The sequence below is a fragment of the Halomonas sp. 113 genome (genome assembly GCF_904067645.1).
Taxonomy (GTDB): domain Bacteria; phylum Pseudomonadota; class Gammaproteobacteria; order Pseudomonadales; family Halomonadaceae; genus Vreelandella; species Vreelandella titanicae.
The window spans coordinates 3,927,331-3,943,321 of sequence record NZ_LR881453.1; the positions used below are offsets into that span (position 1 = coordinate 3,927,331).

Sequence of the window (15,991 nt, forward strand, 5' to 3'; positions counted from 1 at the left end):
ACCCAGCTCAACGGTAAGCGAGCTGGGTAGCAAAGGGTATTGCGTCGGACTACTCCTCTACGACACCCGCCAACTGCAGCGCTTCGCTCACCGTGGCGTGGTACTTTTCCGACAGCCAGGTTAGCGGTAAGCGAATACCCGCATCCGCGTACCCCATACGGTTCAGCGCCCACTTCACTGGAATAGGGTTCGACTCTATACCCAGGTTGGTATGCAGCGGCATCAAAAGCGTATTAATCTGATGCGCCTTATCGGAGTCGCCGGCCACCGCTGCCGAGCAAAGCTCATGCATCGCCCGGGGGGCAACGTTGGCGGTGACGGAGATATCCCCATGACCACCCATCAACATAAAGTCGCAGGCGGTCGCATCATCACCGGAGTAGAGCATAAAACCACTGCCCTTCAGGCGAGTGATTAGATCTTCCGCACGCTCCAGGTTCCCCGTGGCGTCTTTTAAACCGATAATATTATCGACTTCGGCCAGGCGTAATACGGTCTCGTTGTAGATATCCGAGCAGGTGCGACCGGGCACATTGTAAAGAATAACCGGCAGGTCGCTGGCCTCGGCTGTGGCCTTGAAGTGCTGAAACAGGCCTTCCTGAGTAGGCTTGTTGTAGTAGGGAGCCACCGTCAGACAGTAATCTGCACCCACCTCTTTCGCGTAGCGGGTCAACTCCACTGCTTCGGTGGTGTTGTTCGAGCCGGTACCGGCTATGACCGGTATACGGCCATTGACCTCTTCCACCACGCTGCGAATCACGTCAAAGTGCTCCGCAAACGACATGGTAGTCGGTTCGCCCGTGGTGCCAGCGGCGACAATGGCATCGGTGCCATTTTCGAGATGGAAGTTCACCAGACGACGAAGCGCCTCCCAGTCGATGTCGCCATTGACCTTCATAGGCGTCGCCAGGGCGACGATGCTGCCTGTGATCATCCGTTTATTCCTCACCAGCCAAATTGTGATATCAACTATCTGTGTTTTTGAATACGAGAGTTTTTTTCAAAACCGAGCGCGATCACGCTATTTTGCATCAAGCGCCGACACCGCACAGAGGCCAAATGGTACTCAGGCGATTCGAGCCTGTACAGCGTAAAGCGGTGTGAGTTTGTCGTCACCCTGTTTTGAGCTTTGACAACGGCCGCTGGCTTACGTGTAATCACGCGTAACAAGCAATATTAACACCCACCCTTAAAAGGATGCCTTATGCCTGTTGAAATTGGTCAACCCGTTGCTGACTTCTCCGCCACTGCCACGGGTGATACCACCGTGACACTGTCGGAAATGCGTGGCAAACAAGTGGTCATATACTTTTATCCCAAAGCCAGTACACCTGGCTGCACCACCGAGGGCGGTGACTTCCGTGACCGCAAACCCGCCTTCGATGCCGCTAATACGGTCATTCTTGGTGTTTCTCGAGATGGCTTGCGCGCCCAGGAGAATTTTAAGGCCAAACAGGATTTTAATTTCGACCTTATTTCAGATAAGGACGAAAACATCTGCACGCTATTTGATGTTATCAAGCTCAAGAAAATGTACGGCAAGGAGCACCTGGGCATCGAACGCAGCACCTTCCTGATTGATAAGGAGGGCAAGCTAGCCAACGAATGGCGCGGCGTTAAAGTACCTGGCCACGCGGAAGAAGTACTTGCTGCGGCTGAAAAGCTGAACGCTTCCAACTAACTCAACCAGGGCTCTATTTCAGTTCAGCCCACTGCCCGTACTGATTCACTTGCGCGGGCAGTGGGTGAGCGCTATTCGGCTTCCTGGCTAGCCGTGGCTGGTATACTCCGACGCTCCTCCCGCTCATGCATGCTACGTGGCCAGGCGTAAATCAATGCCTTGAGCAGTGTTGCCAAGGGAATCGCAAAGAAGATCCCCCAGAAGCCCCAAATCCCACCGAAGAACAGTACCGCCACAATAATCGAAACCGGATGAATATTATTGGTCTCAGAGAACAATACCGGTGCCAATACGTTGCCATCCAGGGCTTGAATCACGCCATAAGCCACCAGCACATAGACAAAATCTTCACTAAGACCAAAATAGAACCCCGCTACCGCGGCGACCGGTAGTGTAGCCACCGCAGCGCCGATATAAGGCACTAACACAGAAAGGCCGACCAACACCGCTAGCAGCGCTGTATACGGTAAGCCAAAGAACGCAAAGGTAAAGAACGCCACGGTGCCAACGATGATGATTTCAATAAATTTGCCGCGGATATAGTTGGCAATCTGATCGTCCATTTCGCGCCAAATACGCGATAGCAGCGTACGCTTTTGGGGCAGCAGCGAAAGCATAAAACCGACCAACACGTCGCGATCCTTGAGCATAAAGAACACCAGAATCGGCACCAGTACCAGGTAGATAATCAGCGACATAATATTGCCGAGCGAAGCCAGCGAAAGCGTTAAGGCGCGCTGGCCTAGCTGGCTAATCTCACGGCTCGCCACGCCTATCCAGCTTTGCATCTGATCCGGCGTAATAATATTCGGGTAGCGCGCCTGCAGTTCATCCAACCAGCCCTGGCCACTGGCGAACATCCGCGGTGTCTCTTGCACCAGCCCCACTAGCTGATTCCAGATCAACGGCATCAGAATAAACGCCAGAGTGAGCAGCACGCTGATAAAGGCCAAAAAGACCAGGATGACCGCTAGTAGGTGCGGTACCCCTCGCCGGGTAAACGCACTCACTACGCCTTGCAAAAGAAACGCAATCACCAGTGCAGTAAAAAACGGCGCCAGCATGCGTCCAAACCAGATAATCGCGGCAAAGCCCGCCACCAGCACTATCAGCAGGATGAGCGCCTCCTCATCCGAGAAATAGCGTTCAACCCAGCTTTTTAAAATCGTGCGCAGGGTCATGAGTGCGCATCCCCAGCTTTTCTAATCCAATAAACATACACCTCGTCGCGCTGCTCACGACCTTCCAGCGTATGTGCACTTTGGTCGGTAAACGACGCCATATCACGCCACGAACCCGCATCGGTGGAACGCACTTCCAGTAACTGACCAGCCGCCAAACCTGCCAAGGCCTGCTTAGCCTTCAGCAAAGGCAGCGGGCAATGCAGCCCGCAAGCGTCAAGCACCGTGTCGGGTTGAAAGCCCTCGGATTGCTCAGACATATACACTCCCTCAAAATGACCTACATACTCACGGCATTGTTACATAAACTATCTTTTTAGCGATTGATTTCACTAGGCAGTCGATTTAACGGCACTTCCCTGTGTTTATCAATGTCACACTCTTCACCAATGCCATACTCTGACCACTGTACTTATTCATTATTTATGAGGATGCCATGCCAACCCTTCGTATCGCTTACCCAGGCTGGATATGTGCGTTTGCTTGTGCCTGTGGCAGCCTACTGTTTAGCCCACCAAGCATTGCCTCCAGCGATTACGGCTTGCCGAGCTTAGGGGCGGCGTCTACCTCTGTCAGCAACGAAGAGTACCGCTTGGGCCGCGCCTGGTTGCGCCAGTTTCGTGCCCAAGCCCCCCAGTGGCAAGACCCCATAACCAATGATTATTTGCAAAGCCTGATTGCCCGGCTGGCCCCGCATAGTGATATTAACGGTCTGCGCACGATCACCGTCATGGTCGATAACGCTTCATTGAACGCCTTTGCCGTCCCTGGCGGCGTAGTAGGGATCAATTCAGGACTTTTCGCGCTTGCCGAAGATGAAGGCGCTTTTGTCTCGGTGCTAGCTCACGAACTGGGCCACCTCTCTCAACGCCACTATGCCCGAGGCAGTGCCCGCGCGGCTCAGACCCAACTGCCCGCCATGGCAGCCATGCTGGCGGGTATGCTGATTGCCGCCAGTGGCGGCGGCGACGCTGGAATGGCGGCCGCCATGGGCTCACAGGCGGCGCTGATCCAGGATCAGCTCAGCTACTCACGGCTGTTTGAACAGGAAGCCGATAACATCGGCCTTCAGGCCATGGCCGATGCAGGCTATGACCCCGAGGCAATGGTGCGCATGTTCTCAGCCATGCAGCGTATGGCGCGCCTTCAGGGCGATACCCCACCCGAGTTCCTGCTGACCCACCCGGTCACCGACAATCGTTTAAGCGCCGCACAAGCCCGCGCTGCCCAGCTCAATGTTGCCGATGCATATACCAGCGACACCCTCTACGACATGATGCGCGCCCGGGCGCTGCTAAGCATTTACACTAATACGCCGCAGCAAGCTGCTTCGCGCCTTGCTCAGGAAGGCGCCGAACAAGCCGCTCAGGACTACTTAGCGGCACTGATCGATGCTCGCAACGGCCAAACCGATAGCGCCCTGGAGCAACTGGATAGGCTTGCCAACGAGCATCCCGACTTTGCCATGCTGCCCGCCTCTTCGGCTAGCGTCGCCCTGGAAGCTGGCCGCTACGATCAGGCCATTCAGCGCAGTCAGCAATTGCTACGTTTTATGCCCAACTACCTACCTGCCCAACTGATCTTGGCCGAAGCACAGCTGCAGCGCGACCCGCAGGCGGCCTATGACCTGCTGCGCGACATCACTTCCCAAAACCTGGAAAACCCGCAGGTCTTTAACCTGCTGGCCGAAGCCGCCGGGCGCAGTGGGCATGATAGCTGGGGGCACTTAGCCCGCGCAGAGTATCTTCAACTGACCGGCCGCGTCGATCGCGGCATTCGCCAACTTTCTATCGCTCGGGATGCCGCTGAGCGGGAAAATGATCAGCAGGCGCTGGCAAGAATCGAGCAGCGCCGCGAGGACTTCATTGAGTATCGCGAAGCGCTGGATGATTTTAACTAAACCTGTGTCATTGCGAGGAGCGCAGCGACGCGGCAATCTCAGCCTGCGGTGGCAAGTAACCCCGAGATTGCTTCACTTCGTTCGCAATGACACACCACATGTCATTGCGAGGAGCGCAGCGACGCGGCAATCTCAGCCAGCGGTGGCAGTAACCCCGAGATTACTTCACTTCGTTCGCAATGACACACCACATGTCATTGCTAGGAGCGCAGCGACGCGGCAATCTCAACCTGCGGTGGCAGTACCCCCGAGATTGCTTCACTTCGTTCGCAATGACACACCACATGTCATTGCGAGGAGCGCAGCGACGCGGCAATCTCAGCCAGCGGTGGCAGTACCCCCGAGATTGCTTCACTTCGTTCGCAATGACACACCACATGTCATTGCGAGGAGCGCAGCGACGCGGCAATCTTAACCAGCGGTGGCAGTCACCCCGAGATTGCTTCACTTTGTTCGCAATGACATTCGGTTAATCTTTTCTCGCTAAGCATTGAAGTTAAGCATGCGCTCAAGGGGCTTTAAAGCCTGCAGACGCAGCGCTTCATCCACCTGAATTTCTCCACTTCCCTCACGCAACGCACCGGCTAGATTATCCAGCGCGTTCATGGCCATCCAGGGGCAGTGTGCACAGCTACGACAAGTGGCGCCGTTGCCTGCCGTCGGCGCTTCAAACAGCGTTTTATCCGGCACTGCCTGCTGCATCTTGAAGAAGATGCCACGATCAGTTGCCACGATCAGCTTATCGTTGGGCAGCTCTTTCGCGGCCTTGATCAACTGCGAGGTGGAGCCTGCCACGTCCGCCAGCTTCACTACTGGCTCAGGCGATTCGGGATGCACCAGTACTGCGGCATCTGGATAGATGCGCTTCAGATCTTCAACGCCCTTGGCCTTAAACTCTTCATGAACGATACAGGCGCCGTCCCACATCAGCATATCGGCGCCGGTTTTGTTCTGGATATAGCCGCCCAAATGCTTATCGGGCGCCCAGAGAATTTTCTCGCCTTTGGCCTGCAGGTGCTCAATCACCTCGACTGCAATCGACGAAGTCACCACCCAGTCTGCCCGCGCCTTAACGGCTGCAGAGGTGTTGGCATACACCACTACGGTGCGGTCAGGATGGGCATCACAGAAGGCGCTGAACTCATCGACGGGGCAGCCAATATCCAGCGAGCAGGTGGCTTCCAAGGTGGGCATCAGCACGCGTTTTTCAGGCGAAAGGATCTTGGCGGTTTCGCCCATAAAGCGGACACCGGCGACGACCAGCGTGGTGGCTTCGTGGCGAGCACCAAAGCGTGCCATCTCCAGCGAGTCAGCGACACAGCCACCGGTCTCTTCCGCCAGTTGCTGAATGGCATCATCGGTGTAGTAGTGTGCGACCAAAACGGCGTTATGGGCCTTCAACAGTCGTTTGATCTCTTCAACCCGTGCCTGATCTTCCGCCGGAATGCGGGTCGGGCAGTAGGCTGTGGGTAGCGGGGCCTCAAGCTTCGCTTGAGTAGTCATAATAGTCATTGTGTCTACCACTGTGACGAACAGGGAATCCCCCTGTTAAACACTGGGCTACGGCGCAGTGCGTCTTGCACATGCACCGCTCGTTGGAGCGATGAGCCGCTACGTCTCTCGCGATGGCCATCGCTTAAAATCTATTCTAGACAGATTTATTCTAAACCATTTTGGCGGGAAATAGCGTTTGACTGCAAACAGATTGTCACACATAGAGTTCTTTCTAGACACATAGCAAAACGCCCCTGGCAGCTAAACTGCCAGGGGCGTTGAATTTGGTGGGTCGTGCAGGATTCGAACCTGCGACCAATTGATTAAAAGTCAACTGCTCTACCAACTGAGCTAACGACCCAAACTTGCTGTGCTGATCACTTTCCAGCGTTACTACACATACTTTAAACGTTCACCACTGCATTCAAACTGACTTTATTCAAACTGATCAGTCGTTTGAATGGTGGGTCGTGCAGGATTCGAACCTGCGACCAATTGATTAAAAGTCAACTGCTCTACCAACTGAGCTAACGACCCGCCTGAACGGATGCATATCCTACGCTTACACCTTATTGATAGCAAGCGTTTTTTCGCTTTCACTCTACAATAATGAACCATTTGCGTGCCCGCTGGCGTCACTCAATGCTGACAGGCACGCTTATCAGCCTAACCGCTAACGACTGAGCACCAAGAGGTTCAACGGGCTCTGCAAGCCGCGCTTAGCGAGCCTTGCTTTTCGGTTTGCGCAGTGCCTGTACCGGCTTACGCTTGTGCTTATCGCGGTTCCAGCGATTCTTCTCATCCGGTGTCAACGCGGGCACTTTACGTGTTTCCAAGTTAGCCAGCGTGGCTAAGTCATCCACCTCATCCTGGGTAAGTTCGACCCATTCGCCGGCTTTCGCCCGCTTATCGAGGAAGATATTGCCGTAGCGCACGCGTTTAAGACGACTAACCGTCAGCGCCTGGGATTCCCAAAGACGACGCACTTCACGGTTGCGCCCTTCGAGAATCACCACGTGGAACCAGGTGTTGATGCCTTCGCCACCAAACTCCTGAACATCGGTAAAGCGCGCCGGGCCATCTTCAAGCATGACCCCATCGACCATGGCCAGGATATGCTCGCGCTTCACTTCACCCATCACGCGAACCGCGTACTCGCGCTCCACCTGGGTAGAGGGGTGCATCAAACGGTTGGCCAGCTCACCGTCGGTAGTGAACAGCAGCAAACCACTGGTGTTGATATCCAGGCGACCGATCGCAATCCAACGTTCGCCTTTCAGGCGCGGCAAGCGGTCAAACACCGTGCGGCGACCTTCTGGATCCTTACGGGTGCATAGCTCGCCTTCCGGCTTGTTATACATAATCACCCGGCGTGGCACTTCTTCTTCTGGGCGCAATGCCACCGGACGGTCATCAAAACTGACTTTATCCCGCGCTTCAACGCGGTCGCCCAGCTTAGCCACCTGGCTATTCACTTTAACACGGCCGGCGGAAATCGCCGTTTCCATCTCACGACGCGAGCCAAGGCCTGCACGGGCCAAGACTTTTTGCAGCTTTTCGCTGGTGGGGGGCGTGGTGTTATTACTCTGACTCATGGTCGTCTGACCTCACATCGGTAGTCTCCGTGCTTTCGCGCTCATCTTGTTGGCGCTTGGCACGTGCCGCGAGCCGAGCCTGTAGGTCGGCAAAACTCAGCGGCTGGGTTAACGCCGTCTCGGCGTGCGTGTCGGCTATCTCAGCCGAGGTTATCTGTTCTTTCTGAGGTGGCGCATCCTGCACCGTTTTGATCGTTTCGTCCAGTGCTTCATGGTCTGTACCGGGGCCATTTTCTTCCTGAATGTCAGTATCCATCGTCATCCCCGGTTCTTCAGATATCTCGTTTTCATCCCAGCTTGCCAGGGTGTGCATGGGCGGCAATGCATCGAGGGTTTTTAACCCAAAATCGTCTAAAAAGCTGCGTGTGGTGGCGTATACCGCTGGTCGGCCAGGCACATCACGATGACCGACCACCCGAATCCAGCCGCGCTCAGCCAAGGTGCGCATAATGGAACTACTCACGCTGACACCGCGCACTTCCTCAATGTCCCCACGAGTAACCGGCTGCCGATAGGCAATTAATGCCAGTGTCTCCAGCAGCGCCCGCGAGTAGCGCTGGGGGCGTTCATCCCATAACCGCGACACCCACTGGGAAAGCCGCGGACGAATGCGCAGTTGGTAGCCTGAGACCGTTTCCAGGAGCTCCAGTGCACCGCCAGAATGTCGCTGCTGCAAACGTTCCAGGACGTCACGAAGCTCTTTGCGCGGGGGGCATTCGCCCTCAAGAAAGAGTGTCTCCAACCGCTCAAGGGGCAAGGGTTCGCCAGCGGCCAGCAGTGCGGCTTCAACAATATCATCTAAAACAATGTCATCTAACGCGGTGACGGTGTTACTCATGGCGTCTCCTCGTCAGGTTCAAAAGCGGACTCGCCATAGGCATCATCTTCTATCTCGCCCTCATCAAAAGCGCTCTCCTCGCCGTCAGCAAGGGCAGCGCGTCGCGCGCGCACGTGAATTGGCGACAGCGGCGCATTTTGGACAATTTCAATCATGGCTTCTTTGGCCAGCTCAAGAATCGCCATAAACGTGACCACCACGCCTGCGCGCCCCTCCTCTAAAGTAAATAGCGCTTCAAAGGGGGTATAGCGCTGATGGGCGTCGTCGTAACTTAGCTGCTCCATGATCTTGAGCATGCGCTCGCGGGTAGAGAGAACCTCGCGGCTGATCTGGTGGGCCTGCACCAGCTCGGCACGCTTGAGGATATCGGAGAGCGCGCTGAGCAATTCATCCAATTCCACCTCGGGGTGAATCACACGGGATTCCAGTGGCGGTAAGCCCGCCTGCACGCTGAACCAGTCACGCCCCATACGCGGTAATGTGTCCAGCGTCTCTGCTGCCTCTTTAAGGCGTTCGTACTCTTGCAGACGGCGGATAAGCTCAGCGCGGGGATCCTCCTCGTCATCGCCCTCAGCCTTCGGCGGGCGGGGCAACAAGGTGCGCGACTTGATCTCAGCCAGCATAGCGGCCATCAACAGGTATTCCCCCGCCAGCTCGATCTCCATGGCCTTCATCAGCTCCACGTACTCGATGTACTGGTGGGTGATGGTCGCCACGTTGATGGTCAGAATATCCAGGTTTTGGCGGCGAATCAGATAGAGCAGCAGATCCAGCGGGCCTTCAAAGGTCTCTAAAAAGACACGCAGTGCTTCCGGGGGAATATACAAATCCTCCGGCATTTGCGTAATCGGCTCATTAAACAGACGCCCAAGCGAAGCTGCCACTGGCTCGGTGGGTTCGGAATCAGGGCTTGCTAAATCAACAGTAACGCTTGGCGTCTCGCTCACGCGGGTCGGCTCTCTTGGAAAATGGAAATCGGCACAAGCGAACAGTTTAGCAAAGTCGTTAGCATTCGCGTTGCTCTATTAGAGAGTAAGCACAAGCGTACTACCCCGCCTCCACCGCTTTGCGGTAGCGGCCAGTATAGTCAAACAGCTTGTCACTGATTTGGAAATGGCGCCCCACTTTGCGGCCTACGACAAAATCCGGGTGGCGTAGGCGGCGCTGTTCGGCGACGACGTCCTCGGCGCTTAGCGGCTGCCATTTACCTCCCGGTGCGCGCAGATGGTAGCGCAGAAAGGCGGCATAAAAAGCGCGCCGTTGAGCGGGGGTTTCCAGCGCGTACCACTCGGAAAGATGGGTGCCATCTTCGTCATGATAGGTGACTTTTAAGCGCGGCAGGCCACGGCCGTTAGTGGTCGCTTCCAGCTGCATACCGCTTACCCGCAATACCTTGGCGTCTTTCAGCTTTAGGGCGTCCTTGAGTTTATCATCCGCGTCCACCAGTAGTTTTTCGCAGCCGTGGCAGCGGCGGGCGGCAATATCATTCTCGGCGCCACACTCCTCGCAAACTTTAAAACGGAACCGAAACTCACACTGGCGCCGCTTTCCTTCATCATCTTCAATTAGCCCCTGACAGCGGCGGCCAAAGTGCTCAATCACTAAATCACCGTCGCGCTTACCCCAGTAAAGATTGGCATGACCGCAGTCGGGGCACTCTATCTGAACCGGTTCGCTGTCACTATCGGGCTTCGGCTTCCCCACTTCCGGCGCGAAGATATCCCAGGGGTTGCCGGCATAATCCAGAATCAGGCAGTCGCTCTTGCCCGGCGACAGGCGCAGCCCTCTGCCCACCATCTGCTGGTAGAGGCTCACCGATTCGGTAGGCCGCAAAATAGCGATCAAATCCACGTGGGGAGCATCGAAACCGGTGGTCAGCACCGCGACGTTCACCAGGTATTTTAGTTTCCGCGCTTTAAAAGCATCGATCAGCGCAGTGCGCTCTTGGGAAGGTGTTGCACCGGTAATTAAAGCCGCCTCTGCTCGAGGTAAATAACCGATAATTTCTTCAGCGTGGGCCACGGTGGCGGCAAAAATCATCACGCCCTGGCGATCAACCGCACGTTCGACGATTTGCCCGATAATGCCCGGCGTCGCTCGACTGCCCGCCACCACGCGATTCAGCTCTTCCTCTTGGAACAGACCGTTTGAAGAGGGTTTGAGTGCGGAGAAGTCATAGCCCTCAATCGCCATATCCAGGCGCTTGGGCGCAGCCAGATAGCCCTGCTTCGCCATCAGACGCAGCGGCTGCTCGAAGACGCAGTCACGAAAAAAACTCTCTTCACTGCCCCGCACCATGCCGTGATGGTGGCGGTAATAAATAAACCCCTGCCCCAAACGGTACGGCGTCGCGGTGAGGCCGAGTATTTTAAGCTGTGGATTGTGCTGGCGCAGGTGCTCAATCACCTGACGATAGCTAGCGTCTTCGTTGAGTGATACACGATGGCTCTCGTCGATGACCAGCAAGGTAAAATTAGCGTCGTTAAAGCTCTCCAGGTTACGCACCACCGACTGCACCGAGCCAAATACCACTTGGCGACTCGCCTCTTTGCGCTTTAAACCGGCGCTAAAAATATCCGCCTCAAGCCCATAAGCCTGGTACTTGGCATGGTTCTGCTCCACCAGCTCACGCACATGGGCCAGCACCAATACCCGCCCACGGGCCAAGCGCGCTAGCTCAGCTATCACCAGGGATTTACCACTGCCCGTGGGCAGCACCACCAGCGCAGGCTCGCTTGAGGCTCGGAAATGGCCCACCACGCGCTTGACCGCTTCCTGCTGATAGGGGCGAAGCTGGGGCGTTGGTGAGTTAGCTAGTGAGGAGCTAGGTATCGACAAATTAATTAGCCCGCTATTGAACTATTACGACTTTCGTCGCGTCGTAGTAGTGATGGTTTAAATAATCCCAGAAATCGCAACGTTTATCAGCGAGAAGATACTAGTGAGGTGAGCAATGACAACCAACCATTTCAGCCCAGAGTGCCCGGAATGCGGCAGTCGTTTAAAACGCCTTCCCGCCACGCGGCGTGGTAAAGCCCATGTGTTCTGCATGGATTGCGGACATGATTTTGGGCGCTTCGAATACCTCGTTGAGCGCTACCGGTTAGAGCTTGAAACGCTGGAGGCCAAACTAGGATTGCCACCCGAAGGGGCTGATAAAACACCGGCTAGCGCTCCCGAGCGGCACTCTTAATAACTGTTGTCACGACTCGCGTAACTGTTAACGGCGGAAAAAAATCCGCCGTTAACATGGGCGCTATGCCCAACGCACTATCTGGAGCATTACTGGAATCAGTTGAGCCAAACCCGAGCGTTGCGGAATAGTCGCAGCCAGGCGCCATCTTCAGTCCACTCTGCCGGGCGCCAGGAGTTGGTAACCGCCCGAGCAACGCGCTCAGGGTGGGGCATCATAATGGTCACCCGGCCATCCGGCGTGGTCAGACCGGTAATGCCCGCCGGTGAGCCGTTGGGATTTGCCGGGTAGCGCGTGGTCGCCTGGCCGTAGTTATCGATATAGCGCAGAGCAATTTGGTTGCTCGATTGCATGCTGCGCAGATGAGCGCTGTCTCGGAACTCCGCCTGCCCTTCACCATGAGCAACGGCGATGGGCAGTTTTGAGCCCTCCATACCGGCGAGCAGAATCGAGGGGCTCTTTTCAACCCGCACCATGGAAACGCGGGCCTCAAATTGCTCGGACTCATTGCGCACAAAGGTCGGCCAGTTTTCAGCGCCAGGAATCAGCGATTTCAACTGCGAGAGCATTTGGCAACCGTTACATACGCCCAGCGAGAAACTATCGTCGCGGGCGAAGAACGCCGCAAACTGCTCCTGGGCGCGCTCATTAAACAGCACCGACTTGGCCCAGCCACCGCCAGCACCAAGCACGTCGCCGTAGGAGAAGCCACCGCAGGCCACAAGCCCTTTGAACTCTTCCAGCGAAACACGCCCCGCCAGGATGTCGCTCATATGCACATCCACCGCCTCAAACCCGGCCTTATCGAAAGCCCAGGCCATTTCTACCTGGCCATTGACGCCCTGTTCACGCAGCACCGCCATGGCAGGCTTAGCTGTGTTGACATAAGGCGCGCTGATATCTTCATTAATATCAAAGGTGGGCGTGGCAGATAGCCCCGGGTCGCGGCCATCGAGCAGATTGTCGTATTCGTTCTTGGCGCATTCGGGGTTGTCGCGCAGCGCCTGCATACGGTAACTGGTTTCTGTCCAGGTACGCTGGGTAAGCTGACGAGTGGTTTCCAGCAAAGGCTCTTCAAACAGCGTGACGCGCACCTGGTCATCGTAACGCGGGCGGGCGATGACGCCACAGGTTTCGATACCCGCCACGGCAAACTGCGCCAGCACTTCTTCAGTGTGTTCACGATTGACCTGAATCACGGCACCCAGCTCTTCCGAGAACAGCGCGTTCAACGCCTCCACTGGCTCGTCGATCATCCAGTCGAGCTTGATCTCAAGCCCGGCGTGGGCAGCAAAGGCCATTTCCAGCAGCGTGACCAGCAGACCACCATCGCTACGATCGTGATACGCCAGCAGCTTGCCGTCGCGGTTCAGGCCTTGAATGACTTCGAAGAACGCTTTGATATCTTCCGGGTCGTCCACATCGGGGCAGTCATTGCCCACCTGGCCATACACCTGCGCCAAAGCGGAGCCGCCCAACCGATTCTGACCGTTGCCCAGGTCGACCAAAATCAAATCCGACTCGTCTTGATCCAGGTTGATCTGCGGCGTGAGCGTCGCCAGGGCGTTGGTCACCGGAGCAAAACCGGTCACCACTAGTGAAAGGGGCGACGTCACGCTCTTCTCTTCGTATTCGCCCTGCTCGTTCTCATCCTGCCAAGCGGTACGCATCGACATCGAATCTTTGCCCACCGGAATCGCAATGCCCAGCGCCGGACACATTTCCATACCTACCGCATAAACCGCATCGTAAAGCGCCTGATTTTCACCTGGGTGATCCGCCGCGCTCATCCAGTTAGCGGAGAGCTTGATATCGCTCAGTTTGGCAATCGGTGCTGCCGCCAAATTGGTAATCGCTTCGGCCACCGCTAAGCGAGCGCTAGCAGCAGGGTTGATCAAGGCTACCGGGGGACGTTCCCCCATGGCCATGGCTTCACCGGTGTGGGTATCAAAGCTTGCCGTGGTCACCGCTACATCGGCTACCGGCACTTGCCAGGGGCCAACCATTTGGTCGCGAGCCACCTGGCCGGTGATAGAGCGGTCACCAATGGTGATCAGGAAGCTTTTGGAGGCCACGGTAGGTAAGCGCAGTACGCGATCAAGTGCTTCGCGCAGGTCAAGATTATCCAGCATCATGCCGGAGAGCTCCGGATTGCGACGCTCAAATTCGCGCTGCATCTTGGGTGCTTTGCCGAATAGCACGCTCATCGGTAGGTCAACCGGCTTACTCTCAAAATGGCCGTCGCGCACTTCAAGATGGTGCTCTTCCAAGGCTTCGCCGACTACCGCATAGGGGCAGCGCTCGCGCTTGCACAGGGCATCAAATGTATCCAAATCCTCTGGTGCAACCGCAAGCACGTAACGCTCCTGGGCCTCATTACACCAAATCTCCAGCGGGCTCATACCCGGCTCGGCGTTGGGCACCGCGCGCAGATCAAAACGACCACCACGGTTGCCATCTTTTACTAGCTCGGGCAACGCATTGGAGAGCCCACCCGCGCCAACATCGTGGATAAAGCGAATCGGGTTGTGATCCCCCAGCGCCCAGCAGCGGTCGATCACCTCTTGAGCACGGCGCTCAATCTCAGGGTTTTCACGCTGCACCGAAGCGAAATCCAAATCGGCACTGGAAGTGCCGGAGGCCATGCTGGAGGCTGCACCGCCGCCCAGGCCAATCAACATCGCCGGGCCACCCATCACAATCAGCTTGCCGCCGACAGGGATATCACCCTTCTGAACATGGTGGGCACGGATATTGCCATAACCACCGGCGAGCATAATCGGCTTATGGAAACCGCGCCGCTCGATACCGCCGTCGTTAAGTGACTCCTGCTCGTAGGTGCGGAAATAGCCGGTTAGATTGGGGCGGCCAAATTCATTGTTGAACGCGGCGCCCCCAATGGGGCCCTCGAGCATAATATTGAGCGCCGACTCCATACGCCCTGGCTTGCCGTAATCAAAGGCTTCCCAGGGCTGTACGAATTCTGGAATGCGCAGGTTGGAAACCGTAAAACCTGAAAGACCCGCTTTGGGCTTGCCCCCAATGCCGGTAGCACCTTCGTCACGGATTTCTCCACCGGAGCCGGTCGCCGCGCCTGGGAAAGGGGCAATCGCTGTGGGGTGGTTATGGGTCTCTACCTTCATCAGGATATGAATGGGTTCCTGATGAGTGGCGTAGAGTGCGCGCTCGTCGTCAACGCCTGTCAGCGGCGTGGCAAAGAAGCGCCCAGCCTGACTGCCCTTGATCACAGCGGCATTGTCGCTGTAAGCCGAGAGAACATTGTCCGGCGACGACGCAAAGGTATTCTTGATCATCTTAAACAGCGAGTGGCTCTGCAGCTCGCCGTCGATCATCCAATCGGCGTTGAAGATTTTGTGACGGCAGTGCTCAGAGTTGGCCTGAGCAAACATCATCAGCTCAACGTCGCTGGGGTTACGCCCCAACTCATTGAAAGCATCGACAAGATAGTCGATTTCATCTTCTGCCAGCGCCAGCCCCAGCGCCTGGTTGGCCGTTGCCAACGCATCCCGGCCACCCTCAAGAATATCCACACTGCCCAGCGGTGCCGGGTCGTGTTGAGCAAACAGCTTAGCGGCGTCCGAGGCATCGGCTAGCACGGTTTCGGTCATACGGTCGTGTAGCAGTGCCGCCAGCGCGCTCAAACTCTCTTCGTCCGGCATCGCGGTGAAGCTGACCCGGTAATCGATGCCGCGCTCGATGCGGCTAATTTGGCGCAAGCCGCAGTTGTGGGCGATATCAGTCGCCTTGGATGACCAGGGCGACTGGGTGCCTAGGCGCGGCACCACCAAAAAGCGCTGGGCGCGCTCAGGAACCTCTACGCTCGAGTGAGTACCGTAATCAAGTAACTGCACCAAACGTTCGCGGGCAGCGTCATCCAGTTCCTCGCGGCGCTCATGGGAGTGAACATCGATAAAATGAACATAGTGGGCAGACAGCGCTTCCACCTCGGGAACACGTTCACGCAGCACCGTTAACAGCCGAGCATGACGGAAGGCAGAAAGGGCGGGCGCGCCTCGCAGTTCGAGCATATCCTGAAGCCTCTAGAGCAGGGAAATTCGAGCAGGGAAATCACCGGGCCGCTAGGCGGC

At 56.4% G+C, this 15,991-nt stretch carries 12 protein-coding genes and 2 tRNA genes; 3 read left to right on the forward strand and 11 right to left on the reverse strand.

Features of this window, described 5'->3' with window-relative positions; genetic code table 11:
• Positions 1–49: 49 nt before the first annotated feature.
• Positions 50–934, reverse strand: coding sequence for a 4-hydroxy-tetrahydrodipicolinate synthase (gene dapA, locus YERSI8AC_RS18580; RefSeq protein ID WP_022522117.1), 885 nt, complete (start codon positions 932–934; stop codon positions 50–52).
• 270 nt (positions 935–1,204) lie between these two features.
• On the opposite strand from dapA, the gene YERSI8AC_RS18585 reads away from it, so the two are divergent.
• On the forward strand, positions 1,205–1,681 hold the full coding sequence (locus YERSI8AC_RS18585) for a peroxiredoxin (protein ID WP_022522116.1): 477 nt from the start codon (positions 1,205–1,207) through the stop codon (positions 1,679–1,681).
• A gap of 71 nt (positions 1,682–1,752) precedes the next feature.
• On the opposite strand, the gene YERSI8AC_RS18590 is transcribed toward YERSI8AC_RS18585, so the two are convergent.
• Both YERSI8AC_RS18590 and YERSI8AC_RS18595 read right to left on the reverse strand, forming a co-directional pair.
• Entirely contained in the window at positions 1,753–2,862 is a 1,110-nt protein-coding gene (locus YERSI8AC_RS18590; RefSeq protein WP_022522115.1) for an AI-2E family transporter, read from the reverse strand.
• Positions 2,859–3,122 carry a sulfurtransferase TusA family protein gene (locus tag YERSI8AC_RS18595; RefSeq protein ID WP_022522114.1) on the reverse strand — a complete coding sequence of 88 codons (264 nt, stop codon included), beginning with the start codon at positions 3,120–3,122 and terminating at the stop codon, positions 2,859–2,861. The genes YERSI8AC_RS18590 and YERSI8AC_RS18595 overlap by 4 nt, the downstream gene beginning before the upstream one ends.
• A gap of 176 nt (positions 3,123–3,298) precedes the next feature.
• On the opposite strand from YERSI8AC_RS18595, the gene YERSI8AC_RS18600 reads away from it, so the two are divergent.
• Positions 3,299–4,762, forward strand: coding sequence for a M48 family metalloprotease (locus YERSI8AC_RS18600; protein ID WP_159177294.1), 1,464 nt, complete (start codon positions 3,299–3,301; stop codon positions 4,760–4,762).
• Positions 4,763–5,245: 483 nt separating this feature from the next.
• Here the strand turns inward: YERSI8AC_RS18600 and nadA are convergent, their stop codons facing one another.
• The 7 genes from nadA to YERSI8AC_RS18635 form a co-directional block, all read right to left on the reverse strand.
• On the reverse strand, positions 5,246–6,274 hold the full coding sequence (gene nadA / locus YERSI8AC_RS18605; RefSeq protein WP_022522112.1) for a quinolinate synthase NadA: 1,029 nt from the start codon (positions 6,272–6,274) through the stop codon (positions 5,246–5,248).
• A 267-nt stretch (positions 6,275–6,541) separates the two neighbouring features.
• Positions 6,542–6,617 (reverse strand) — tRNA-Lys (locus YERSI8AC_RS18610).
• Positions 6,618–6,717: 100 nt separating this feature from the next.
• Positions 6,718–6,793, reverse strand: a tRNA-Lys gene (locus YERSI8AC_RS18615).
• Positions 6,794–6,975: 182 nt separating this feature from the next.
• Positions 6,976–7,851, reverse strand: coding sequence for a 23S rRNA pseudouridine(2605) synthase RluB (gene rluB / locus YERSI8AC_RS18620; RefSeq protein ID WP_009287431.1), 876 nt, complete (start codon positions 7,849–7,851; stop codon positions 6,976–6,978).
• A complete protein-coding gene (gene scpB / locus YERSI8AC_RS18625) occupies positions 7,838–8,689 on the reverse strand; it encodes an SMC-Scp complex subunit ScpB (RefSeq protein WP_009287432.1) in 852 nt (283 codons plus the stop codon). Before scpB ends, rluB begins: the two co-directional genes overlap by 14 nt.
• Positions 8,686–9,636: a segregation and condensation protein A gene (locus tag YERSI8AC_RS18630; RefSeq protein WP_009287433.1), complete on the reverse strand. Its 951-nt coding sequence runs from the start codon at positions 9,634–9,636 to the stop codon at positions 8,686–8,688. Before YERSI8AC_RS18630 ends, scpB begins: the two co-directional genes overlap by 4 nt.
• Before the next feature lie 100 nt (positions 9,637–9,736).
• Positions 9,737–11,527, reverse strand: coding sequence for a DEAD/DEAH box helicase (locus YERSI8AC_RS18635; RefSeq protein WP_159177295.1), 1,791 nt, complete (start codon positions 11,525–11,527; stop codon positions 9,737–9,739).
• Between the two features lie 115 nt (positions 11,528–11,642).
• Between YERSI8AC_RS18635 and YERSI8AC_RS18640 the strand changes: the two genes are divergently transcribed.
• Positions 11,643–11,882, forward strand: a complete 240-nt coding sequence (locus YERSI8AC_RS18640; RefSeq protein ID WP_022522110.1) for a hypothetical protein — start codon at positions 11,643–11,645, stop codon at positions 11,880–11,882.
• Between the two features lie 98 nt (positions 11,883–11,980).
• Here the strand turns inward: YERSI8AC_RS18640 and purL are convergent, their stop codons facing one another.
• Positions 11,981–15,931, reverse strand: coding sequence for a phosphoribosylformylglycinamidine synthase (purL, locus tag YERSI8AC_RS18645; protein WP_009287435.1), 3,951 nt, complete (start codon positions 15,929–15,931; stop codon positions 11,981–11,983).
• Positions 15,932–15,991: the final 60 nt, after the last annotated feature.